The organism is Enterococcus sp. AZ196 (assembly GCF_050498845.1).
Lineage (GTDB): Bacteria > Bacillota > Bacilli > Lactobacillales > Enterococcaceae > Enterococcus_A > Enterococcus_A murrayae.
Map to the genome: position 1 here is coordinate 2351804 of NZ_JBIPAM010000001.1, position 22804 is coordinate 2374607.

The following is a 22804-nucleotide window of genomic DNA, read 5'->3' on the forward strand; positions in this document are numbered from 1 at the left end:
ACTGATAAGAACGTTTTTTCGAACGCCTTCAGCGGTTCCGCTGATTGCGGAAATAGTCGTTTGACATACTGCGCCTATCTTAAAAAATTCTATAAAAGGACTTGGCAGATGATTTCGCCAAGTCCTTTTTGCTGCATCTTTATTTCGCTTGAAACAACTTTATCAATGTATCGTAAATGTAATTTTCAGTATTTGTATAATTGTTTTTCTTCAGCCGGCAGATCATGACCTTCCAGACAATCGGCTCATTCATCTGGCGCGCAACAAAATCATCCGACGCATATTGATCCGCCATCGGCAATGGCAAAATCGTCAGCAGCTCTTCATTGATTTTTACTGAGTTCAGCAGAAAATCCCAGGAGCTGGATTTCAAAATAATGTTCGTATACACGTTCTTACGCTCGCAAGCATCCTTGAATAAATGATGGATCATGAAGCTCTCATCAAACAGTGCGATTTTCTCATTGTGCAAATCTTTCCAATCGATTCGTTTCTTTTCTGCCAGATGATGCTTAGGCGACAGAAATACAGACAGCTCCGAGCTCTGAATCTCAAATGAATCAATGATATTCTGAGAAATGCCTTCCGGTGAAAGTAAAACAGCAATATCGACCGTTTCTAAAAGCAGCTCCCCTTTTAGACGATGGGCGCCCTGTTCTTTAAGCGTAAAATTGATCGTAGGATTGTCTAAAATCAATTTCGGCATAATGGTCGAAAAAATAAGAGACAATATTAACGGCGGGATACCAATCGTGATACTGCCAGCCATCGTATCGGCCGCTTCATGAAGATTCATCTGCATTTCATTATATTTTTTTATAACCTCTTGAGCATCAGCATAATACTTTTCACCAATATAAGTCAGACCGACGATCTTTCCATTGTTCCGTTTAAACAAACTCGTTCCTTCACGACTTTCGAAATCATTGATCATAATACTCAGAGTTGGCTGTGAAATATAGAGATTCTGGGCGGTTCGGCTCAAATTAAAATCGTTATTCACAATTGATATAAAATAACGAAGATGCTTTATATCCATGTTTCCCCTCCTGCGTTTCTTTCCTCATGCTCTTAGGATAGGCAGGCTTTTGCGAAATGTCAAAGCAATCCTCTATAAAAAAAATTAATACCTTGCTAAAAATTTGCTATTTTGCTTCTGCGCATATTCTTGTTATGCTTTCCATGGAATTGATTGAAAGCGCTTTTAATCCACTAAAATTATTTTAAGGAGTATTTGCATGAGAGAAATCGTCATTACCTCTGCTTTACGAACACCTATCGGCTCGTTCGGCGGAACATTAAAAAATATTTCAGCCATTGATTTGGGTCAGCAAGTTGTCAAGGAGCTTCTAGCACAAGCGGGAATCGCCCCTGACGAAATAGATGAAGTCATCTTCGGAAATGTCCTGCATGGCGGACTTGGACAAAATGTCGCTAGACAAATCGCCGTCAATGCCGGGATACCGGTTGAAAAAACGGCCTTTACCTTAGATATGGTCTGCGGCTCCGGCTTAAAATCAGTCGAGCTGGCGATCCAAGCAATTGCTTGCGGAGATGCTGAGGTTATTATTGCCGGCGGTACCGAAAATATGAGCCAAGCACCCTATGTGTTAAAGGATCATCGCTGGGGTGGTCGGTTAGGTGATGGGAAAATCATCGACACCTTGACCAATGACGGATTGACCGACGCCTTTAACCACTATCACATGGGAATTACGGCTGAGAACATCGCGGAAAAATACCAAATATCACGTGAAGAACAAGATCAATTTGCGGCGAACAGTCAAAAGAAAGCAGTCGCAGCGTTGGAACAGGAGCGATTCGCTGAAGAGATCGTGCCGATCACCATCCCTCAACGCCGCGGCGAAGATCTACTTTTCACTAAGGATGAATACCCTAAATCCAACAGCTCCTTTGAAAAGCTGCAAAAATTGCGCCCCGCCTTTGCCAAAGATGGCAGCGTGACCGCTGGGAATGCCTCTGGTATTAATGACGGTGCGGCGGCGGTTCTAATTATGAGCCGCGAAAAAGCAGAGGCGTTAAATCTGCCCATTTTAGCCGAAATCGTTAGCTATGCGAGCGCAGGAGTAGCCCCTGAAATAATGGGCACCGGCCCTATTCCGGCCACTAAGAAAGCATTAAGCAAAGCGGCGTTAACCATGTCGGCTATTGATTTGATCGAAGCTAACGAAGCATTTGCTTCACAGGCGATTAGTGTTATGCGAGCGCTTGAGATGGACCCTGACAAGGTGAATGTCAACGGAGGTGCGATTGCATTAGGCCATCCAATTGGTGCCAGCGGCGCTCGAATCTTGGTTTCTTTAGTACATGAAATGAAACGCAGAGAGGTCACTTATGGTCTGGCAACGCTTTGTATCGGCGGCGGACAAGGAACTTCTTTAATCGTTAAGAACGGAAACGAGGAATAATAGGATGAAGACAATTGATATAAGCAAAGCCGCAGAAATGGTCAATGATGGCGACGTCCTGATGGTCGGCGGTTTTATGGCAAATGGAACACCAGAAGCATTGATTGATGCTTTGGTTGAAAAAGGCGTTAAAAATCTAACGTTGATCTGCAACGATGCAGGATTCATTGATAAGGGCGTCGGGAAAATGGTTGTGAATAAGCAATTCACTAAAATCATTGCCTCTCATATCGGCTTAAATCGTGAAGCCGGCCGACAAATGAATGAAGGGGAAACAATCATTGATTTGGTACCGCAGGGAACGCTGATCGAACAAATCCGTTCTGGCGCTTACGGCTTGGGCGGCTTCTTGACACCAACTGGCGTTGGGACCCTTGTCGCAGAAGGAAAGACTGTCTTAAACATCGATGATCGTGACTATCTGCTTGAAAAACCTTTGAAAGCGGATGTCGCTTTGATCCTTGCTGATGTGGCAGATGAATCCGGCAACCTTCAGTACGCAGGTTCCGAAAACAACTTTAACCATCTTATGGCTGCCAATGCGACAACGACTATTGTGGAAGCACGCAAAGTCGTTCCAGTTGGCACGATTGATCCAATTTTTGTTCATACACCAAATATCTTTGTTGATTATCTTGTGGAAGGAGGTGCAGCATGCTAACAAAAGATCAAATGCAAGAGCGTATCGCTAGACGAGTCGCTCAAGAACTAACGGATCATTCATTAGTCAATTTAGGAATTGGACTCCCAACTAAAGTCGCTAACTACATTCCTGACGGCATTCATGTAACCTTACAATCTGAAAATGGATTCATTGGTCTCGGTCCAGTACCAGAAGAAATTGATCCAACGATCGTCAATGCGGGCGGACAGCCGGTGTCGATCCAGCCTGGCGGTGCTTTTTTTGACAGCAGTACCTCGTTTGGCATCATTCGCGGCGGTCATGTAGATGTCACGGTTTTGGGTGCTTTGCAGGTGGATCAAAATGGCAACATCGCCAATTACTTGATTCCTGGGAAAATGGTTCCCGGCATGGGCGGTGCGATGGATTTACTGACTGGAGCAAAAAAAGTCATTGTTGCCATGGAGCATACAAGTAAAGGAACGCCAAAAATTTTGAAGAACTGCACACTTCCTTTGACAGCAAAAGGAATCGTTGACCTGATTATCACCGAGATGGGAGTCTTCCGAGTTACCCCAGAAGGTGTTGAAGTCACAGAGATTTATCCAGATTTTACATTCGAAGAAATTCAAGCGGCAACAGAAGTGCCGTTAATAAAAAACATTCAAGAGGAGAAGATGCAAAATGTCTAAAGAAGTCGTATTCGTAACAGGAGCCGCTAGCGGTATTGGAAAACAAATCGGAGAAACGTTTTTAAATGAAGGAAAGATCGTCGTCTTTTCAGATATCAATAAAGAGAAGCTGGATGAACAAGTAGCCAACTACAATAAGCAAGGGCATGAGTCATTCGGAATCGTCTGTGATGTAACAAAAGAGGAGGCGATCAATGCTGCGATCGACCAAACGGTTGAAAAATATGGCCGCTTAGATATTTTAGTGAACAATGCCGGTCTGCAGCACGTAGCGATGATCGAGGATTTCCCAACAGAAAAATTCGAATTCATGCTAAAAGTTATGCTGGTTGCTCCTTTTATCGCAATCAAACGGGCTTTCCCAACAATGAAAAAACAAAAACATGGCCGGGTGATCAATATGGCCTCCATCAATGGCGTGATCGGTTTTGCTGGAAAATCTGCCTATAATTCCGCAAAGCACGGCATCATCGGCTTAACCAAAGTTGCTGCTTTAGAGGCTGCTGATTCAGGGATTACTGTAAATGCTATTTGTCCCGGTTACGTAGATACGCCGCTCGTTCGCGGGCAATTTGAAGATCTTTCTAAGACTCGGGGAATTCCGTTGGAAAATGTCTTAGAGGAGGTTCTGTACCCGCTCGTACCGCAAAAACGTTTGATCGATGTCCAAGAAATTGCTGATTATGTTTCCTTCTTAGCAAGTGATAAAGCAAAAGGCGTTACTGGACAAGCTGTATTACTTGATGGCGGTTACACCGCTCAATAAATCTCAAACGGGCGAAAGCATGCTTCCAAAATGTTTTCGCTCGTTCTATGAAGGAGGAAAATCATGAGTTTGCTTGGTTCGATCGGTGTCCTGCTGGGTGTCGCTGCAATCATCTATTTTTCACTAAAAGAAATCAACATTATTATCGCAGCTCCTTTGGCCACGTTGATCGTTGTACTTTTGAATCGAATGGATGTTGTCACTTCTCTATTAGGAAACCAGCCCAACAACTATATGGGGGCGCTGTCCACCTATATTTTGAATTATTTCGCGATCTTTTTGCTCGGCTCGATTTTGGCTAAATTGATGGAAGCCAGCAATGCCACCGTTTCGATTGCTGATTTTATTTTACAAAAGGTCGGGTATGATAACCCTTATCGCGTACTCGTTGCTATTTTTATCATCAGTGCGATCCTAACCTATGGCGGGATCAGCTTATTCGTTGTAATGTTTGCAGTCTTGCCGCTAGCTAAGTCACTTTTCAAAAAAATGGATCTTGCTTGGAATTTGATCCAAATCCCATTATGGCTGGGGATAGCGACTGTCACGATGACGGTCTTGCCTGGAACACCGGCAATTCAAAATGTCATCCCAATCCAATACCTGGATACTTCTCTGACCGCGGCAGCTGTCCCTAGTATCTTAGGCAGTATTGGCTGTGTCATTTTTGGCTTGTTTTACATGAAACGTACGTTGAACAAAAGCTTAGCCAAGGGAGAAAATTTTTCTACCTACACTTCGGGGGCTCAAACGGAAACCTCTGATCGGAAACAGCCTGCCTTCATTGCCAGCATTATGCCGTTAACAGTATTAGTCGTTATCGCAATCTCCGGCAGTGTATTAGGAAATGATTTCATCAAAAAAAATATTATCTATGTAGCTCTGCTCGTCGGGATCGTATTAGCGCTGGTTCTTTTTTACGGTTATATCCCTGACAAAATCGGTTCACTGAGTGTTGGGGCTACCGGCTCTGTCGGTCCAATCTTTGCAACGGCATCAGCTGTGGCCTTTGGGGCGGTAGTGATGATTGCACCCGGCTTCAAAATTTTCTCTGACTTGATCCTGAATATCCCAGGCAGCCCGCTGATTAGTTTAACTGTACTAACCTCAGCTATGTCTGCTATCACGGGTTCCTCTTCTGGTGCGTTGGGAATCGTCATGCCCAACTTCTCAGAATATTACCTTTCAACTGGATTAAATCCCGAGATGATCCACCGGGTCGCCGCCGTTGCTTCAAATATTTTAACGATTGTTCCGCAAAGCGGTGTGCTGCTGACCTTCTTAAGCCTAACGGGTTTAAACCATAAGAATGGATTTAAGCAAACTTTCACTACCGTATTTATGGGGACTTTGATTGCTGAAATCATCATCATTATCGTTGGCTCTGTAATGTATTAAAAATAGACCTCATAAAACCGAACAACTCGTTCGTCTTTATGAGGTCTATTTATTTACATATGAATCGGCAATCCTAACCCAACTTCACAAGCATCCATCACCATTTCAGATAATGTCGGATGCCCATGAATCGTCAGAGAGATATCCTCCAGGGTCAGATAGGATTCAATTGCCAACGTGATCTCAGCCACTAGATCACTGGCATTGACTCCGACGATTTGAGCTCCTAAAATAAGTTCGGTCTCTGCTTCAAAGACTAAGCGGACAAATCCTTCCGTCGCATTTAATGATAATGCTCGCCCATTGGCTTGCATCGGGAAGTTCGCTGTCTGCGCTTTGATTCCTTCTGCTTTCGCTTCCGCTAATGTATATCCGACAGTGGCAACTTCTGGATCCGTGAAGCAGATTGCCGGGATCGCACGATAATCTTTCGCTACGTTCTTCCCGCTAATCACTTCTGCCGCGACCTTTGCTTCATAGCTGGCCTTATGAGCAAGCGCCAACCCTTCTACGATATCACCAATCGCAAAAATTGTTTTCTGCGAAGTCCGATACTGCTCATCCACCTTGATCAAGTTTCTTTCCGTAAGAGTGACTCCAGCTTTTTCCAAGCCTAAGTTTTCTGTATTCGGTCTGCGGCCGACTGTTACCATTACATAATCGGCTTCGATGGTTTGGGTCTTGCCTTTTGCTTCGAACTCTACCGCAACACCATCGGTCGTCTCCGTCGTCTTTTTCGCTTTCGCATTCGTATAAATTTCCACGCCATTTTGTTTGAACTTATTTGCGACCAGCTGTTGAATGTCGCTTTCAAAATTCGGAACGATATTTTCCGCCCCTTCAATAATCGTTACCTCAGAACCAAGATTGCGATACGCACCGCCAAGCTCCGAACCAACAATCCCGCCGCCGATAATAATCAGCTTCTTAGGAATCTCCTTCAGGTTCAACCCACCAGTAGAATCTACTATGCGGCCGCCAAAAGCAAAACCAGGAATTTCGATAGGCCGGCTGCCAGTCGCTACGATCGCATGCTTGAACTCTAGTTTTTCTTCACCTGTTTTGGTTGTGATTGTCAGACTTTGCGGTCCAGTAAATTTGGCACGCCCCATGATGACGTCCACGCCATTTTTCTTTAAAAGCATCCCTACACCTGAGGTCAATGTTTTAACAACTTGCTGATCTTTCCATTGCTGTGTTTTGGTGAAATCCAAAGCAGCCTTCTTCACACGTAACCCTAGAAAGTCAGAATGCTGTGCCTCTTGATAACGATGGCCTGCTGTGATCAATGCTTTAGATGGAATACATCCGACATTTAAGCATACACCGCCGATATGTTCCGCCTCTACCACCGTCACCTTTTGACCTAACTGTGCGGCTCGAATTGCTGCCACATAACCGCCAGGACCTGCGCCGATTACGACTGTTTCTGTTTTTTTTGTCATCTCCACGCCCCCTACAGCAACAAGCTCATTGGATTTTCCAGCAGGTCAACAATCATACTTAAGAATGCTGCGGCAGGTGCGCCGTCAGCGACCCGATGATCAAAGGACAAGCATAGATTCAACGCTGTGATGGTCGCCACCTGTGGTCCCTCTGGTGTGTCTTCAACCACTAATTTATCGTAGCTTCCGCCAACTCCTAAGATCGCTACTTCCGGTAAATTGATGATTGGATTGAAGGTTTGGACTTTGCTGCGGCCTAATGAACTAATGGTAAAGGTTCCGCCGCTCATTTCTGCCGGCATCAATTGACCATCTCGGGCTTTTTTCGTCACAGCTTTCACTGCTGCTGTCAAGTCGCTCAAGCCTTTTTGATCCGCCTGCTCAACGACCGGTACAATTAAACCGTCGGAAACGGCAACGGCCACCCCAAGATTAACCTGATCAAACTGTTTAATTCCCTCAGCATAAGCATGGGCATTAAATTCTGGATACGCCTTTAATGCTACCATCGCTGCTTTGGCGATAATTTCTAAGAAAGATAACCGTTCGTCTGTACGCTCTTCCACCATCGGCAGCAGTTGTTTCCGCAACTCGATGACTTTCGTCAAATCAACCTCAGCATTCATTGTGACATGCGGAATCGTGTGCTTGCTCTCTGACATCTTATCTGCAATTACTTTACGCATGCCGCTCCAAGGAATCAGCTCACCTTCAGCAGCTTTTGCTGTTGACGCTGCTGCTGCCGGTTCTTGGTATTCCTTCACATCGAGTGCTTGGATGCGGCCTTTCGGTCCAGAGCCCTGAACCTTTTGCAAATCGATCCCCTTTTCTCGTGCAATCCGACGCGCCGCTGGTGTTGCGCGAACTTTTGTTGTTACGATCGTTGTTTCTTTCGCTGGTTCCGTTGTTTCTGCTGCTTCGGCTTTTGTTTCTTCAGCAGTCTCAGAACCAGCACCCGGCATCTCCGCAGGAACGTCTTCCCCGGCTTCACCAATGTAGGCGATCACTGAATTTACTGGTGCACTTTCACCGTCGCCGATATATTTTTTGAGTAAAATCCCTTCATCGTAGGCTTCCACTTCGATCGCGATTTTATCGGTCATCACTTCAAAAATCGCTTCCCCGATCTCTACAGAATCCCCTTCGTTTTTTAGCCAAGTCGTGATCGTTCCCACATCCATTGTGGAACTCAACTTCGGCATCAATACTTCGTTCGCCATCTTTATCCCCCTCTATGCCATCAATCCACGACAAGCGTCAACAATATCCTCCACTTGAGGAACCGCTTTCTTCTCAAGCTCTGGATGATAAGGCATTGGAATTTCCTTACCGGCCAAACGAACGATTGGCGCGTCTAAGAAATCAAAGCATTCTTCCTCGGCAATCACACTAGCTAATTCAGCACTGAATCCACTACGCTTGACTGCTTCAGTAACCACGACCGCTTTACCTGTTTTCACAACAGAATCAATAATCGTCTGCTTATCTAACGGGACCAACGTTCGCGGATCGACAACTTCGACTTGAATGCCTTCTTCTGCTAAAATATCCGCCGCTTCTAACGCTTTATGAACCATAATGCCTGTTGCTACAACGGAAATATCTGTGCCTTCTCGTTTGACATCCGCCACGCCGATCGGGATTGTGTATTTTCCTTCTGGCACATCCGAGCTCGTCCGGTAGCAAAGCTTGTGTTCATAAAACATAACGGGATTGTTATCTTCGATCGCCGCATGCAGCAGCCCTTTTGCATCATAAGCAGTTGCTGGCTGGATGACTTTCAATCCAGGAACATGAGCTGTCCAGTTCTCTAAACTTTGTGAATGCTGCGCCGCGGCCCCAGTTCCGGAACCTCCGGGAGTCCTCATTACCAATGGAATCTTCGCTTTTCCGCCATACATGTAGCGAATTTTCGCCGCTTGGTTAACAATTTGATCCAAGGCGATTGTAATGAAATCCGAAAACTGGATTTCAAAAATCGGACGCATCCCAGTCATGGCTGATCCAACAGCAGCTCCAGCGATCACTGATTCTGAGATCGGCGTTGAACGAATCCGTTCTTCACCAAATTCTTCCACCATGCCGCGGCTCACACCGAAAGCGCCACCATAAACACCGATGTCTTCACCTAACATGAAAATATCTTCATCTTCTCGCATCGCTTCAGACATTGCTTCTCTGACTGCTTCCGCGTACGTGATTTCTCTCATTTTCTGCTTCCTCCTACTTCGTTTTAAAGTAATTATTTTTCACAAACCGAAAAATAAGTTTGATTCTCTGCACGTATATCATTCCGCTAAACTGGTTAATTCTTGTTTTCCTTCAACTTCATTTTTTCTTGTATTCTTTTATTCTGGCAAAGCGGAACTGACATCCTACTTCGTTTTAACGTAATTATTTTTCAAAAACCGAAAAATAAATCTGATTCTCTGCACGTATATCATTTCGCTAAACTGGTTGATTCTTGTTTTGCTTCAACTTCATTTTTTCTTGTTTCCTTTTATTCTGGGAAAAGCGTAACTGACATCCTACTTCGTTTTAACGTAATTATTTTTCTCAAACCGAAAAATAAATCTGATTCTCTCCACGAATATCATTCCGCTAAACTGGTTAATTCTTGTTTTGATTCAACTTCATTTTTTCTTGTTTCCTTTTATTCTGGGAAAAGCGTAACTGACATCCTACTTCGTTTTAACGTAATTATTTTTCATAAACCGAAAAATAAATCTGATTCTCTGCTCGTATATCATTCCGCTAAACTGGTTGATTCTTATTTTCCTTCAACTTCATTTTTTCTTATTTCCTTTTATTCTGGGAAAAGCGGAACTGACATCCTACTTCGTTTTAACGTAATTATTTTTCATAAACCGAAAAATAAATTTGATTCTCTGCTCGTATATCATTCCGCTAAACTGGTTGATTCTTGTTTTCCTTCAACTTCATTTTTTCTTGTATTCTTTTATTCTGGGAAAAGCGGAACTGACATCCTACTTCGTTTTAACGTAATTATTTTTCATAAACCGAAAAATAAATCTGATTCTCTGCTCGTATACCATCCTATTTCTGCTCTAGTCTGAATAAACGTCTTCGTACATGCTTTCGAGCGCTGGCATTGGGCTTTCTTCCGCAAAGGTAACTGCATCTTCAATTGCCTGTTTGGCTGCTAATCTGATTTCTTCCGCTTCTTCTTCTGTAAAAATTCCTGCCGCTACAAATTTTTCACGGGCCAATTTGATTGGATCGTGATTCTTACGCCAGTCCTCTTCTTCTTCCTTCGTGCGGTATTTCTTCGCATCTGATTTTGAATGGCCCTTCCATCGATAGGTCATTGCTTCAATCAAGGTTGGACCCTCACCGCGTCGTGCTTTCTCTACCGCATCATAAGTCGTATTGATTACTTCGATGACGTCATTTCCTTCGATCGTAATCCCTTCGATACCATAAGCTTTTGCCCGCTCAGATAAACGATCGACATTCATCATCGTTTTAAATGGGCCGCTCATTCCGTATTGATTGTTCTCAATAAAGAAGACTACCGGCAAACTCCAAATAGAAGCTAGGTTCAATGATTCGTGGAAGCTGCCTTCATTTGTCGAACCATCTCCGGCATAGGCCAACGCGACCGTATCATTTTTTTTCAATTTTGAGGTTAGTGCCGCGCCAGTTGCGATTGGAAAGCCTCCGCCTACGATTCCATTAGCGCCAAGATTTCCCGTATCAAGGTCGGCAATGTGCATCGAACCGCCTTTTCCGTTGTTCGTTCCTGTCGTACGACCAAATAATTCCGCCATCATTTCATTGATATTCGTCCCTTTAGCAATCGTTTGCCCATGACCTCGGTGTGTGGCAGTGATCCAATCTGTTTTACGTAAAACAGCTCCGCTGCCTGCTGCTGTTGCCTCTTGTCCCACCGCTAAGTGAGTCGTTCCATGGATCAAGCCCTTCGCAAATAACTGATCCACCTTCTCATCGAAGAATCGAATCTCCCACATTCTGCGATAAAGCTCTACCAAATTCTCATCCGTCAAACCTGCTCGATTCGGAATCGAGATGTTTTTCGTTGCTGCCATCATTTATGCGCCTCCATTTTTATTTATCTTCATCTAATAACGTTTTAGCTGTCTCTTCATCAGTAATCAAAACATTGACCAATTTTCCTTTTAATGCGGCACGTATTCCGCTGACCTTCTCTTTGCCTCCGGATACTCCGATACGCTTTGGTATCTGTTTGAGCTCCGCCAAACTAATCGCCAAAACTTGATCATTCCAAGTACATTCTGTTAATTCGCCCTCCTCGTCGATAAAGTTGTAACAAATATCTCCTGACACATTGCCAGCAGTTAATTCCTTTCTTAGTGGAACCTCTTCATTCGGCAAATAGGCTTTGGTCATTGTGGAATAGGCTGGCAAGCCGCCGATTCCGACTAATGCAATATCGGCTTTCTTCCCTTTATCAAAAACATTTTTGATAAAGGATTGTGCCATAAAGACTTTTTTGGCTTCTGCAGAATCCACCGTGATCGGTGCATGCAGTTCTAATACGGAGCCTCCGCTTTTGCGGGCAAAAATCTCACAGACCACATTGGCCTGCAGTGCCGTATGCTCTTGTCCTAAGCCGCCGACTAGTGGAATGAACCGGACATTCTCCATTTGATTTTTCGGTAAAAAATTTTGTGCTGCTTCGTGGACGACCATCCCTGCCGATACGCCTACTGTTTCATCACCCTTCAAAATTCGAGTCAAATATTTTCCCGTCGCAATGCCGATTCGTTTATTCAGCATTTCAGCGGCCGCTGGTGCAATACAGATCACCTCAGTCAATCCATATTTCTCCACCAGTTTTTCTTCTAATAACCGATAAGGATGAACTAGATCATCATGAATGATAATTTCCACTAATCCCAAGGAACGTGCTTTGGCTAAATACTTAGAAACTAACGAACGGCTGATATTGAATTTTTTTGCTACTTCTGATTGTTTGGCGCCTTCTTCGTAGTACATTGAAGCAATCTCCGTCAGTAATCGTGCATCGTCGGAATAACTCATCTCATTTCCTCCCAGTTCGATCTTAACTACACATACCGTTTCACTAACCTGCTGTCGCATTTAATAAAACGAACATCCTACAGCGACTCTTTTTTGACTAAACGCGTCATTTACCATATGTTCTTATATTTAACATATGTTACACTGTCATCATAAGAGGGTTCGATGGAAGTGTCAACGCTTTCTCTAAATGATTTTTTTCACAAGCTCATCTTTATCGGATGTTCCAGCGACGCGATTTCCGTAACAAATGTTACTAGAATTCACATTCTTGTACTGTCAGTGATTATTCAAGCAAAAAAAAACGTCATAGTAAAAATCAGTTATTATTGGGCTCTCACGAATAAACCAATAAGGAGGATTTTCACTATGACTTTTCCAATTTCATTCTCATTCACGATAGAAGCCGAAGCATAACTAACTTTCCGTTCATTGAACGCATTATCGATGCAGTACAGCTGACTTTCAGCTAGTTTTCCGGCAAACGATCAGTGTTTACTAAAAGCTTTACGCCACAGCGCCTCCCTACTTCTCATCTTCATCATAATAAATTCCACTACCTGTTTAAAGACATCCTTTTTTCATCATTAATCATGAAAGAACAAAGTGAACACAGCTGTCATCCTTCAAATTGCTTTTTACAGTTGCTCCATTAGCTGCTGACAGCAGCTGTCCATATTGAACTTCGTAATAAAAGGAGTCCCATCAATGATTGGGACAGTCGTATGAAATTGGGGCTGACCAATGGCGACGATTGCTGAAATGTCTGCCGCTATTTCTGTTACATCATAAATACTTTCTCCAGCAACCTCGACGTCCATTCCTTTATTTTGCATAAACTCGCTAATGTAGTTCACCGCAAAATTTCGTTTATTATCGGACGTTCCGGCAACGACTAAAATTTTTTTCATATGCTCTCCTTTAATAGGTTCTTCCACCATCCGCTAACATAATTTGCCCATGAATATAAGAACTTTCTGGACTTGCTAAAAACAATGCCAGGTTCGCGATATCTTCTGGTTGGCCAATTCGCCGAAGCGGGATCTTTTTCAGCAGCTCCTCTCGACTGGCATCGTCAGGATAAAGAGTATCTAATATACCCGTCTGAATTACCCGTGGAGCGATCGCATTGACGTTGATCCCTCTAGGTCCGAATTCTTTCGAAGCTGCCCGCATCAAGCCGTGTTGACCCGCTTTTGAAGAGGCATAGTGCATACCGCCGCCGGTTCCTGTAATCGCTGAGCCGGAAGTGATAAAGATTACTTTTCCGACATTATCTACAAAATGATCGCAAAATGCCTTCAACGTATAGAAGGAGCCGTCTAAATTGATGCGCAGTACACGTTGCCACTCTTCAATCGAAATTTCATCAATTGAATGCAGGTAGCTGATTCCCGCATTGATCACCAAAATATCTACCCGCTTAAAATACGCCAATACTTGATCGCTGGCTTTCCTTAACGACTCTGGATCAGAAACATCTGTTTTAATAAAGAGTGATTCTGAATAGTCGCGAGAAAATTCCGCCGCAGTCTCTTCCCCATTGTTCTGATCAAAATCCAAAATTACTGTATGTGCACCAGCTTCTGCAAACTTGCGTGCAATGGCTTTTCCGATTCCTTTAGCGGCTCCAGTAACTACCGCAACTTTTCCCTTCATGTGCCCGCTCCTTTTTCCTTTTAGTGCCTTTATTTTTTCTCTGTAGAAAATAAACCCGCTCTTCAAATCGTCTGATTTATTTCCTCGCAATAAAACTGCAAAAATGGAACTGACTTCCTTTAGCTTAAAATATCAATAATCTTTTGCACATCCGCTTCAATACCGACACCTGTTAAAAACGATAGTGCTCGGATTACCGGAATATCCTCGCTTTCATAAGCGGTCGTAGTCACCACCAGATCAGCACCGCTGATTTTCGAAGGTAATTCAGCAACCTTACATTGTTCAACGGTTGCCGGGATATTGTTTTTCTCCAGCTCTTCTTTTACCCGCATACAAACGACGGTTGATGTCGCCACTCCTGTACCGCAGGCGATCAAAATATGCTTTTTATTCATTCGTTCCAGCTCCCTTGACTGTATTATTTGGATCATCTTTTCCAGTTGGTAATCCATATTGTTTTTTGATGTCATTTCGTGTCCAGAACCACAATGCGCCATACATCACTAAAGCTATGACTCCTGCCATGAAGGCTGGCAGGTTCGATGGGTCAATCAATTTCAGCATGATCCATAAGGTGATGTGAGAGCTCATATCAATTCCTGAGATCATCGTCGCCCCTTCTGGGAAAGCAAAGCCTACCGCATGCGCCATCGTTGTAGTCAATGCGCCTAAGTTCGTTGCGATGAAGAATACGATACAAATCGATACGATCGAGTTTAACAAGCCTCTGAAAATATTGCCCTTCGATGCTGCGACTGACCAAATGACCGTGAACGGCAGCACCGCTAAATCAGCAAAAGGCAGCAGACGGTTAAATGGCAAGACAGCTGCCAGCAGGATCGTAATTGGGACCATCAACAAGGCTACTGTGATAATGGCTGGATGTGCCGTTACAACAGCCGCGTCTAATCCGATATACACTTCTTTTCCAGGGAAACGTTTTTGAATAAACGCCTTGGCTCCTTCTGCAATTGGTGACAGACCTTCCATCAATAAGGCCACCATTCTCGGCATTAAAATCATGACCGCTGAGGTTTGAACACCTAATTGAATAATTGCCTGAGAGTCATAGCCTGCCAATAAGCCCATTCCAACTCCTAAGACCAGCCCGATCATCATTGGTTCGCCAAAAATTCCCAAGCGCTCCTTTAGATTTTTTGCATTGATATCAATTTTGTTGATACCTGGAATTTTATCCCACACACGATTCAACGCGTAGGTCAGTGGCGCAAAGTTCACCGTCTCTCCATGGGGCAGCGAAATCCCCGGCAGTCCAAAGAAATGCTCGACTGCTGGAGCCGTCCAATCGGCTAGCTTGAAAATAACGAACGTATTGATCAGAGAACAAATAATAGCGATCCAAATTGAGTTTGTCGCATAATAAATCATTGCCCCCGGGAAAATCAGATGCCAATAATTCCATAAATCCACATCCATCGTTTTTGTTAAATTAAATCGCAGCAAGATCATATTAAAAATAAAAATGACTGGAATCAAAATAACTGCGATCGGCGTTGCGAATGTGATTGCGGCTCCAATCGGCCACCCCACATCTAAAATATCCAATTGTAACCCTAACCGTTCGATCATCGCTTGGGAGGATGCCCCGATAGAATCCGAAAGCAATCCAATCACTAGATTCAACCCAGTAAAACCGATCCCGACAGTTAAACCGGCACGAAAAGATTTACTCAGCTTTTGCCCTAAAACCAAGCCAAAGACGGTCAAAATGATGGGCAGCATCGCCGCTGCGCCTAAATCTAAGATATAATTTACCCCTGCTTTAAGTATATCTAACATAGTTTTTTCTCCTTCTCCTTTGAATGAATCGCTTTTCCATAAAATGGAAAAGCTTTTGCAGTCAAGCCATACAGCGTTTTACTAATCTGCTGAAGCAAAAAGTAAAACCAGCAAACGAACACCATTACTGGATCGTTTTCAATAATCGCTCAACCTCAACAACCTGCTCTTTTGATTTTAGTAGCTGTAGATTTTTTTCATCCTGACACAACAACATGAGCTTTTGCAGCATCACCAATTGATTTTCCGGCTGTTTGATCGCCAACATAAAAATAAGTTCTACCTCTAGATAAACATCCTTGCTTGCCATCATTTCAAACGTGACTGGCTGCTCTAACACACCTACTAAAAAACCTTCCTTTTTTACATGGATCGAATCTGTATGAGGAATAGCAACATTGATCCCCTGCGTTGGTAATCCTGTAGGAAAGACCCGTTCCCGCTCAATCACAGCCTCTTTGTAGCTCTCATGTACAAAGCCTGCATCAATCAAAACCTCACTCATATTAGCAAGCAGTGCCTCCTGCTCCTTTTCATCAAATGCATAGTACAGAAACTTCTGATTTTCATTACTTAGTAGTTTATTCATAAGGAAACCCCATCACTTTATCTTCTAATTTTCTTAACTGGACCATTACCTCTTGTTCACAACGACACTGATCCATTATTTCCAAAAAATTCTCCGTTGCTAAGATTTCAGTAAAATAATAAAGACAGGTTCCGATGGAAACACCTTCCGGCAAAGAGAAAGCGATTACATATTTTACTGGATCATTTTTCTGATGATTAAAGTTTATCGGCTCCTTTAAACGAACAAAGCTTGCGCCGATCTTCTTTGCCCCATGAGAAAATTCTGCATGCGGGATAGCGACTCCCGGAGAAATAACGATGTATGAATCATTTTCGACGACCATTTGAATCATCCCTTGAATGTAATCCGCTGTAATCAAGTCATCTGCCAACAATAGTTGCCCCGCTGCTTCGATCGCTGATTGCCAATCGTCACATGGACAATCCAGTTTAATTCGCTCGATAGTCACTATCGATGTCAATCGGCTAACCTCTTGTGTCTCTGCTGACAAGCGCTCATTCAGGCGATTAAAGGATTCAATATCACTTAAAAAATTTTGATATTCGCCCACATCAATGTATTTCTGAATAATCGGCAAGAAATTTTCAATCATCGCCTCTTCTTTGGTAATCAAGTAATCTTGATCAATGAAATGACGTGGCTTGATCTTATACAATGCTTTTTGAATTCGAACAATATCCTGCTCTGTCAGAATCGGATTCACTAAAACAACTGGTGATTGGTCGAAATTTAAAGGAACCGTACTGACGATTAAGTCTTGATCATCCGGCCGAATCTTTTGCAGCGCATGAGAAGAGTCAACAGAGATTACTGAAATCTGCGGAAATGCCGAAAGCAGCTTTACTTTAATCAATTGGGCTGTCCCACTGCCGGAGTTACAAACAATGCGTAATCGTATCTGACCTTTTGAATGAGTATTATTACTATTTTCTAGAATGGCCATTGCATACATAACGATAAAAGACAGCTCGTTCTGTTGGATATCAACCTCCAAATAGCTTTCGATCTTTCGCAAATTTCGTTTTACAATTTCAAACATCTCCGGATAAGACTGATAAATCTCATCAAACAACACATTTACCACGCTATCCTTTAGAGAAAGTCGATAAATCAACAGCTTTAAATGATTTTCCAGCAGATCAAACAGATCGCTATTCAAGTAATATTTGATATCCATCTCCTTCGCTAAATTAAAGATAAACTCATTGATCAAGATTTGAATTTCAATCGAATCGATTTTACGTCCATTATTTTTGATATAACTTTTCCTGCGTAAAATGGAGATCAGATAACCCAATTCTCCCTCCGCAGCTACAATGGAGTAGGCTTCCTCGATTTTTTTGATGATCGTCTTGGCAAAGCTGGATTTGGAGCTCTCAAGCATTTCATTTAGGTCTTCAGAGGCTTCAATATAATGACTGAACTTGATGCGCTCAATCAAAATGATCAAGTAGCAGATCATCTCCTGATAAGAAAAATCGGACAATTGCAAGTGTTCTTCCTTTTCAGCCTCCATCAGCAGCTGACTGACTGTTTGGTAGCGGTTATCTGAATCAATAATATCCAGCAGCAGATTTTGAAAGATATTATTTTCCCACCCTAAGGCATAATCATAACCGTAATCAAACAACCCATTGAAAATAATTAGCTTGGTCATTGCCTTTCGAATCCTTATTTCATCGCCGGCAACTTTGTATCCTTTCCCAATGTGGGATAACAGAATCAGATCGTTCTTCGCAAACCACTTTTTTAACGCCTCGATATCACTAACCAATGTATTACGGCTGACTAAGAGGTATTCAGAGAGATAGTAGGTTGTCACATAATCATGACTAGTTATCAGAAGTAAAGCGAGAATGGTTCGGCGTTCGTCGAGGGTTAAATGATAGTGTTGAAATGATGCATAGGTTTTAAACAGTTCCTTTAGATCGACCTCCTTTGGTATTTGTAAATACCCATCTTCTAGATAGATGCCTTTATTTCCGTCACTGCTTTCCAATTGAAAGTTGATTTCTTTGACGTCATTACGAATCGTTTGTTCGGAGACCTTAAACAATTTTGCATAATTGGCCAATGAATCTTCTTTTTCATGCAAAATATCCAATAAAATTTTATTGATCCTTCTGTTCATCACTATCACCTCTACACGTTTAATTGTATCTCCCCTCTATTATTTCACAAGACCAATCCTTTTTGTTCATTTCTCAAAAGAATTGTGATAGATAGTCAGGAAGCTTCTATGCTACGCTTGGCATACTAAAAAAACTCTATTTTTTAATAACAAATTTAATAAAGGGATTGATTAAGGAGGGTATTACATTGAAAGCACTAAGAAAAATGAAGGACGGTTTTGGTAATATGGAATTATGTGATTTTGATAAGCCATCACCTAAAAATGATGATGTATTAATCAAAGTCGTGTTCAGCGGTATTTGCGGGTCTGATATTCATGCCTTTAAGGGAGAATATAACAAAAAAATACCATTGACACTTGGACATGAGTTCATTGGTATAGTTCATGAAATAGGGGATAAAGTAACAACTCTCACTGTCGGAGAGCGAGTTGTTAGTGAAACAACCTATGAAGTTTGTGAAAAATGCGTCCACTGTTCCGCACAGGAATTCAACCTATGCAGCCAACGAAAAGGGCTGGGCACTCAGGTCGATGGAAGCTTCGCAACCTTTGTTTTAGCCAAAGCAGAACGCTGTCATAAGCTGCCAGAAAGGATTTCAAATGAGACTGCTGCTTTGATCGAACCCCTTGCTTGCTGTGTCCACGCTGTAATGGAAAAGACACATATCCATCCCAACGAAAAAATCGCGGTATTTGGTCCTGGTCCGATTGGTGTTTTACTGGCGTTAGTCGCAAAATCATTGAAGGCAGATGTAACACTTATTGGTATATCAAAAGATGCCTATCGTTTAGCCAAAGCCAAAGAACTCGGTCTCTCTCTCACCGTCGACAGCCAAACAATTGATTGGGACTCTTTCCTCGCTGAACGGACGGAACAATTAGGCTTCGATCAAGTTTTTGAATGCTCCGGCAGCCCGCAAGCGCTGCAGCAAGCACTAGAGATTGTTAAAAAGAAGGGAACTGTTATTCAGGAAGGTTTATTCGCAAAAAATCCTGTTCCTGTTGATATGAGCCTGCTCCTAAACAAAGAGATCCAGCTCATCGGATCACGAACTCAAAAAACCAGCTCATGGCTTAAAACGATCGAATGGCTGCAAACCTCTAATATCGACTTATCTCCTGTAATCACAAACATTCTTCCGTTAACTCAGTGGGAGGAAGCCTTCCGCTTAGCAATGAACGGTGAAGAGCTGAAAGTCCTGCTAAAACCAGAATAATTGGCGTACAACCCTTTCTTCAACACTGCAAAATAAAAACTGTCTGCCTAAAAATGGCAGACAGTTAAGTCACACGCTCGCTCCGCTTGTCACAGAAACTATTCGTAAGTTGATCTACTTCAATGCTGGCTCTGTCCATAATCCTTGAATACTTCAACAGCAGTTTGAATCTGCTCATCACTTAGCTTAGCGATCTCACCGCCATAGGAATGAGCGACAAATAACGTTTTAGCAGCCTCTTCTAGATAAACAGCTGCGTACAATGCTTCTTTTAGATTTTTACCCACCGTTACGACACCATGGTTTTTTAATACGACTGCTAATTGATCGCCAATATGGTCAGCGACTGCATAGCCCATGTCGATGCTGGCTGCTGAGCTGTATGGAGCTACATTGACCGGTCCCTTTGCCGTATTAGCAAGTGTGGTAACATCGCAATCGATCCGATCAGTCACCAAACCGATCCCTGTAGCATAGGGCTGATGGGTGTGAATAACGGCGTTAACAGTTGGCAGATGCTGAAAAATATAGCGAATCGCGATCGTATCAACACTTGGACGACGTGCGCCTTCGATTATTTTTCCTTCCAGAGTCATCACAAGGACATCCTCTAGAACCATTTCTTCATACATCATTCCGCTGGGAGTGACCAGTATTGTCTCCTGATCCACTCGCATGCTCACATTTCCGCCGGACAATGAGATTAATCCATAGCGATCCAGTTTTATTCCCGCTGCGATTATTTCTGCTTTTTCTTTTTCTAACATCGGCTGGCCTCTTTTTTCTTTTTTGCACGAGCATTATACTCAGTGTTCACTCTTCTGGCACGAGCCTTCAGTGATTCCGGATGCTTTTCATATTCCAGATCCAGCAACAACCGGAACAGCTCTTGACCATCATTATAATTTTTTGTATTCAACCAATAGCGGCCTTTTAATATCCGCCGCCATCCATCCGCAGATACATTTTTCCTGCGGTCGGAAATTCCCGGATCTTAAAGCTTTTTAATTGCGTGAGACTATAATCATCGGTCCGCTTAAAAGAACGTAAACGCACCCTATCTCCTGTTACATCCACTTCCTTTGGTGTGACCCTTGCAACAAGGGCATTCCAAAAACTATAGAAAGCAACGATGCCGACTAAGCCCATCAAGGCAGGCATCCAATTGACTATAATTGAACTGATCGCAATGAGGAAAACGATCAATGAGACTACTCCTGTAACTAGGACATCCATAAAATACAATGTATTATCGTATTCGAACCGTTTCATTCGTTCTTCCTCCCTTATATCAATTAAGCAGCTTCTCCTTCGTCATGAAGCTGAGCGGCTTCCTTTTTAATCCGATTGCGATTCCAAACCGCCATGGCCACGGCAACAGCAGCCCCGACCCCTGTACCAATGTAGCCTAGCCCATTTAACCGAACCAAAGCCCATGTTAGTGGATTGGCCCCATCACAAATAGAAGAAATCTGCGATGCCCCTTCCGGCATTTGGAAGTTTACATTGTTGGCAGCTGTAGTGATCATCGGTGCCAGGTCCGTTGCGATCCACAGTCCGAAAACTAAGACGATTAAACCGACAATCAAACCTCTGAAGCCATTCTCTTTTACGATCGGCGTGATCAAAACAAACATCCACGGAATAACTGCTAAATCAGCAAATGGCATTACTGTGTTCCCCGGCAATACCACTGCCAAGAAAATCAATAATGGCACTAAGATGAAGGAAATCGCCAAAGTAACTGGATGCCCCACACCTACGGCAGAATCTAGCCCAATATAGATTTTCCCACGATTTTGGAACCTCTTTTGAATAAAATCACTGGCAGCGTCGCTTATCGGGATCAGTCCTTCCATCAACAGCGCAGCCATTTTAGGAATCAAGACTAAAACAGCCCCCAGAGAAACACCCAGCGTCAATACTTCTGTCACGTTGTATCCTGCAATAATCCCGATAATGATCCCCAGAAACGTTCCTACTAAGATCGGTTCGCCAAAAACACCAAATCTTTTTTGGACCGTATCCATATTAATATTGATTTTATTAACCCCAGGAATCTTATCGATTATTTTATTGATCACCATCGCAATCGGCGCATAGGCAGTTGTGAAGCCGTGGGGGAGCGAGACCCCAGGCAAATCTAATGATTTTTCTACCTCTGGAGCGGTAACGTCTCCTAAAACCATGATAATGACCATATTGACGACTGCCGCAAATATTCCCAACCATAAAGTATCGGTAATGATCGCTACCAAAGCACCCGTAAAAGCAAAGTGCCAATAATCCCAAATATCGACATCAACTGTTTGTGTCGTATTTGTCAGCAGCATTAAAATATTTACTAATAAACCTAATGGGATGATGATCAAGCCGACTGTTGATCCCATTGCGATCGCCGCTGAAGCCGGCCAGCCCACATCGATCGTCGACAAGCTCAAGCCATAACGATCAACCATCGCCTGTACCGCTGGCGAAAGACTCGTTCCTAATAGCGAGTTGATAACTAAATTCAAACCAATAAACCCTACCCCTACTGTCAATCCTGCCCGAAGACTTTTCCCAACACCTGTCCGGAAGGCACAACCAATAATAAAAATGACAATTGGCATTACAACGGATACACCCAATCCCTGAATAAATTGAAACACTTTAATAATAGTATCCATGATTCATCCCTCTCTTTACTCGTTTTATTTTATGCAGGTTACTTTTCCATCAGCTCTAAGATTCGATCGATCGTCGGTTTTGTGTTCACGCCTGTCAAAAAGCACACACCCGATACAGATTCACAGTCTAAATCTTTAGGTATCACTGTTGTAGAGATCAAAAAATCATAATTGGATGCTTTGTTGGGCGCCTCGGAAATCTTGCATTGGGTAATTTTATATTTTCCCTTATACCCATTTTCATCCAATAATTTAGAGATTTTTCCATTAACTGCTGTTGAAGTCGCGATTCCTGAACCACATGCTAGTAAAATATTTTTCATTTTCTCCAC

The 22804-nt window shown here is 42.9% G+C and carries 22 protein-coding genes; 6 read left to right on the forward strand and 16 right to left on the reverse strand.

Going from position 1 to position 22804, the window contains the following annotated elements:
* Nucleotides 1–139 precede the first annotated feature (139 nt).
* The gene (locus IGI67_RS11265; protein WP_429957750.1) at nucleotides 140–1039 is read right to left on the reverse strand and encodes a LysR family transcriptional regulator; all 900 of its coding nucleotides are present in this window, start codon (nucleotides 1037–1039) and stop codon (nucleotides 140–142) included.
* A 199-nt stretch (nucleotides 1040–1238) separates the two neighbouring features.
* On the opposite strand from IGI67_RS11265, the gene IGI67_RS11270 reads away from it, so the two are divergent.
* The 5 genes from IGI67_RS11270 (at nucleotide 1239) to IGI67_RS11290 (ending at nucleotide 5907) form a co-directional block, all read left to right on the forward strand.
* Nucleotides 1239–2429 carry an acetyl-CoA C-acetyltransferase gene (locus tag IGI67_RS11270; RefSeq protein WP_429957751.1) on the forward strand — a complete coding sequence of 397 codons (1191 nt, stop codon included), beginning with the start codon at nucleotides 1239–1241 and terminating at the stop codon, nucleotides 2427–2429.
* Between the two features lie 4 nt (nucleotides 2430–2433).
* Nucleotides 2434–3090 carry a CoA transferase subunit A gene (locus IGI67_RS11275; RefSeq protein ID WP_429957752.1) on the forward strand — a complete coding sequence of 219 codons (657 nt, stop codon included), beginning with the start codon at nucleotides 2434–2436 and terminating at the stop codon, nucleotides 3088–3090.
* On the forward strand, nucleotides 3084–3743 hold the full coding sequence (locus IGI67_RS11280) for a 3-oxoacid CoA-transferase subunit B (protein ID WP_207110105.1): 660 nt from the start codon (nucleotides 3084–3086) through the stop codon (nucleotides 3741–3743). The genes IGI67_RS11275 and IGI67_RS11280 overlap by 7 nt, the downstream gene beginning before the upstream one ends.
* On the forward strand, nucleotides 3736–4509 hold the full coding sequence (locus IGI67_RS11285) for a 3-hydroxybutyrate dehydrogenase (RefSeq protein WP_207110104.1): 774 nt from the start codon (nucleotides 3736–3738) through the stop codon (nucleotides 4507–4509). Before IGI67_RS11280 ends, IGI67_RS11285 begins: the two co-directional genes overlap by 8 nt.
* A 63-nt stretch (nucleotides 4510–4572) precedes the next feature.
* Nucleotides 4573–5907 (forward strand): GntP family permease, encoded by a 1335-nt coding sequence (locus tag IGI67_RS11290; RefSeq protein ID WP_207110103.1) that lies wholly within the window; start codon nucleotides 4573–4575, stop codon nucleotides 5905–5907.
* 53 nt (nucleotides 5908–5960) lie between these two features.
* Here IGI67_RS11290 and lpdA read toward each other — a convergent pair whose 3' ends face one another.
* The 11 genes from lpdA to IGI67_RS11345 form a co-directional block, all read right to left on the reverse strand.
* On the reverse strand, nucleotides 5961–7352 hold the full coding sequence (lpdA, locus tag IGI67_RS11295; RefSeq protein WP_429957753.1) for a dihydrolipoyl dehydrogenase: 1392 nt from the start codon (nucleotides 7350–7352) through the stop codon (nucleotides 5961–5963).
* Nucleotides 7353–7363: 11 nt separating this feature from the next.
* The gene (locus tag IGI67_RS11300; RefSeq protein WP_429957754.1) at nucleotides 7364–8572 is read right to left on the reverse strand and encodes a dihydrolipoamide acetyltransferase family protein; all 1209 of its coding nucleotides are present in this window, start codon (nucleotides 8570–8572) and stop codon (nucleotides 7364–7366) included.
* 12 nt (nucleotides 8573–8584) lie between these two features.
* A complete protein-coding gene (locus IGI67_RS11305) occupies nucleotides 8585–9562 on the reverse strand; it encodes an alpha-ketoacid dehydrogenase subunit beta (RefSeq protein ID WP_429957755.1) in 978 nt (325 codons plus the stop codon).
* 858 nt (nucleotides 9563–10420) lie between these two features.
* Entirely contained in the window at nucleotides 10421–11425 is a 1005-nt protein-coding gene (locus tag IGI67_RS11310; RefSeq protein WP_429957756.1) for a thiamine pyrophosphate-dependent dehydrogenase E1 component subunit alpha, read from the reverse strand.
* 16 nt (nucleotides 11426–11441) lie between these two features.
* On the reverse strand, nucleotides 11442–12398 hold the full coding sequence (locus IGI67_RS11315; RefSeq protein WP_207110098.1) for a sugar-binding transcriptional regulator: 957 nt from the start codon (nucleotides 12396–12398) through the stop codon (nucleotides 11442–11444).
* A gap of 638 nt (nucleotides 12399–13036) precedes the next feature.
* Complete coding sequence (locus IGI67_RS11320; protein WP_429957757.1) at nucleotides 13037–13309, reverse strand: hypothetical protein; 273 nt, start codon at nucleotides 13307–13309, stop codon at nucleotides 13037–13039.
* A 10-nt stretch (nucleotides 13310–13319) separates the two neighbouring features.
* Nucleotides 13320–14057: an SDR family NAD(P)-dependent oxidoreductase gene (locus tag IGI67_RS11325; RefSeq protein WP_429957758.1), complete on the reverse strand. Its 738-nt coding sequence runs from the start codon at nucleotides 14055–14057 to the stop codon at nucleotides 13320–13322.
* A 119-nt stretch (nucleotides 14058–14176) separates the two neighbouring features.
* Nucleotides 14177–14455, reverse strand: coding sequence for a PTS sugar transporter subunit IIB (locus tag IGI67_RS11330; protein WP_207110095.1), 279 nt, complete (start codon nucleotides 14453–14455; stop codon nucleotides 14177–14179).
* On the reverse strand, nucleotides 14448–15860 hold the full coding sequence (locus tag IGI67_RS11335) for a PTS galactitol transporter subunit IIC (protein ID WP_207110094.1): 1413 nt from the start codon (nucleotides 15858–15860) through the stop codon (nucleotides 14448–14450). The genes IGI67_RS11330 and IGI67_RS11335 overlap by 8 nt, the downstream gene beginning before the upstream one ends.
* Before the next feature lie 124 nt (nucleotides 15861–15984).
* The gene (locus IGI67_RS11340) at nucleotides 15985–16449 is read right to left on the reverse strand and encodes a PTS sugar transporter subunit IIA (protein WP_429957759.1); all 465 of its coding nucleotides are present in this window, start codon (nucleotides 16447–16449) and stop codon (nucleotides 15985–15987) included.
* Entirely contained in the window at nucleotides 16442–18583 is a 2142-nt protein-coding gene (locus IGI67_RS11345) for a BglG family transcription antiterminator (RefSeq protein WP_429957760.1), read from the reverse strand. The genes IGI67_RS11340 and IGI67_RS11345 overlap by 8 nt, the downstream gene beginning before the upstream one ends.
* Before the next feature lie 188 nt (nucleotides 18584–18771).
* Between IGI67_RS11345 and IGI67_RS11350 the strand changes: the two genes are divergently transcribed.
* A complete protein-coding gene (locus IGI67_RS11350; RefSeq protein WP_429957761.1) occupies nucleotides 18772–19803 on the forward strand; it encodes a zinc-binding dehydrogenase in 1032 nt (343 codons plus the stop codon).
* A 119-nt stretch (nucleotides 19804–19922) separates the two neighbouring features.
* Here IGI67_RS11350 and IGI67_RS11355 read toward each other — a convergent pair whose 3' ends face one another.
* The 4 genes from IGI67_RS11355 to IGI67_RS11370 all read right to left on the reverse strand — a co-directional run bounded on the left by IGI67_RS11355 (nucleotide 19923) and on the right by IGI67_RS11370 (nucleotide 22795).
* Nucleotides 19923–20570: a class II aldolase/adducin family protein gene (locus tag IGI67_RS11355; RefSeq protein WP_429957762.1), complete on the reverse strand. Its 648-nt coding sequence runs from the start codon at nucleotides 20568–20570 to the stop codon at nucleotides 19923–19925.
* A 166-nt stretch (nucleotides 20571–20736) separates the two neighbouring features.
* Complete coding sequence (locus tag IGI67_RS11360; protein ID WP_429957763.1) at nucleotides 20737–21075, reverse strand: hypothetical protein; 339 nt, start codon at nucleotides 21073–21075, stop codon at nucleotides 20737–20739.
* 23 nt (nucleotides 21076–21098) lie between these two features.
* On the reverse strand, nucleotides 21099–22472 hold the full coding sequence (locus IGI67_RS11365; RefSeq protein ID WP_429957764.1) for a PTS galactitol transporter subunit IIC: 1374 nt from the start codon (nucleotides 22470–22472) through the stop codon (nucleotides 21099–21101).
* A gap of 38 nt (nucleotides 22473–22510) precedes the next feature.
* On the reverse strand, nucleotides 22511–22795 hold the full coding sequence (locus IGI67_RS11370; RefSeq protein WP_207110087.1) for a PTS sugar transporter subunit IIB: 285 nt from the start codon (nucleotides 22793–22795) through the stop codon (nucleotides 22511–22513).
* Nucleotides 22796–22804 lie beyond the last annotated feature (9 nt).

What these genes read in the sequence shown, in the direction of transcription:
- IGI67_RS11345 (WP_429957760.1), bottom strand. Translation starts at nt 18,583, where the DNA reads ATGAACAGAAGGATCAATAAAATTTTATTGGATATTTTGCATGAAAAA.
- IGI67_RS11355 (WP_429957762.1), bottom strand. Translation starts at nt 20,570, where the DNA reads ATGTTAGAAAAAGAAAAAGCAGAAATAATCGCAGCGGGAATAAAACTG.
- IGI67_RS11365 (WP_429957764.1), bottom strand. Translation starts at nt 22,472, where the DNA reads ATGGATACTATTATTAAAGTGTTTCAATTTATTCAGGGATTGGGTGTA.
- IGI67_RS11320 (WP_429957757.1), bottom strand. Translation starts at nt 13,309, where the DNA reads ATGAAAAAAATTTTAGTCGTTGCCGGAACGTCCGATAATAAACGAAAT.
- IGI67_RS11285 (WP_207110104.1), top strand. Translation starts at nt 3,736, where the DNA reads ATGTCTAAAGAAGTCGTATTCGTAACAGGAGCCGCTAGCGGTATTGGA.
- IGI67_RS11370 (WP_207110087.1), bottom strand. Translation starts at nt 22,795, where the DNA reads ATGAAAAATATTTTACTAGCATGTGGTTCAGGAATCGCGACTTCAACA.
- IGI67_RS11330 (WP_207110095.1), bottom strand. Translation starts at nt 14,455, where the DNA reads ATGAATAAAAAGCATATTTTGATCGCCTGCGGTACAGGAGTGGCGACA.
- IGI67_RS11270 (WP_429957751.1), top strand. Translation starts at nt 1,239, where the DNA reads ATGAGAGAAATCGTCATTACCTCTGCTTTACGAACACCTATCGGCTCG.
- IGI67_RS11340 (WP_429957759.1), bottom strand. Translation starts at nt 16,449, where the DNA reads ATGAATAAACTACTAAGTAATGAAAATCAGAAGTTTCTGTACTATGCA.
- IGI67_RS11310 (WP_429957756.1), bottom strand. Translation starts at nt 11,425, where the DNA reads ATGATGGCAGCAACGAAAAACATCTCGATTCCGAATCGAGCAGGTTTG.
- IGI67_RS11360 (WP_429957763.1), bottom strand. Translation starts at nt 21,075, where the DNA reads ATGAAACGGTTCGAATACGATAATACATTGTATTTTATGGATGTCCTA.
- IGI67_RS11280 (WP_207110105.1), top strand. Translation starts at nt 3,084, where the DNA reads ATGCTAACAAAAGATCAAATGCAAGAGCGTATCGCTAGACGAGTCGCT.
- IGI67_RS11325 (WP_429957758.1), bottom strand. Translation starts at nt 14,057, where the DNA reads ATGAAGGGAAAAGTTGCGGTAGTTACTGGAGCCGCTAAAGGAATCGGA.
- IGI67_RS11335 (WP_207110094.1), bottom strand. Translation starts at nt 15,860, where the DNA reads ATGTTAGATATACTTAAAGCAGGGGTAAATTATATCTTAGATTTAGGC.
- lpdA (WP_429957753.1), bottom strand. Translation starts at nt 7,352, where the DNA reads ATGACAAAAAAAACAGAAACAGTCGTAATCGGCGCAGGTCCTGGCGGT.
- IGI67_RS11275 (WP_429957752.1), top strand. Translation starts at nt 2,434, where the DNA reads ATGAAGACAATTGATATAAGCAAAGCCGCAGAAATGGTCAATGATGGC.
- IGI67_RS11290 (WP_207110103.1), top strand. Translation starts at nt 4,573, where the DNA reads ATGAGTTTGCTTGGTTCGATCGGTGTCCTGCTGGGTGTCGCTGCAATC.
- IGI67_RS11265 (WP_429957750.1), bottom strand. Translation starts at nt 1,039, where the DNA reads ATGGATATAAAGCATCTTCGTTATTTTATATCAATTGTGAATAACGAT.
- IGI67_RS11315 (WP_207110098.1), bottom strand. Translation starts at nt 12,398, where the DNA reads ATGAGTTATTCCGACGATGCACGATTACTGACGGAGATTGCTTCAATG.
- IGI67_RS11305 (WP_429957755.1), bottom strand. Translation starts at nt 9,562, where the DNA reads ATGAGAGAAATCACGTACGCGGAAGCAGTCAGAGAAGCAATGTCTGAA.
- IGI67_RS11300 (WP_429957754.1), bottom strand. Translation starts at nt 8,572, where the DNA reads ATGGCGAACGAAGTATTGATGCCGAAGTTGAGTTCCACAATGGATGTG.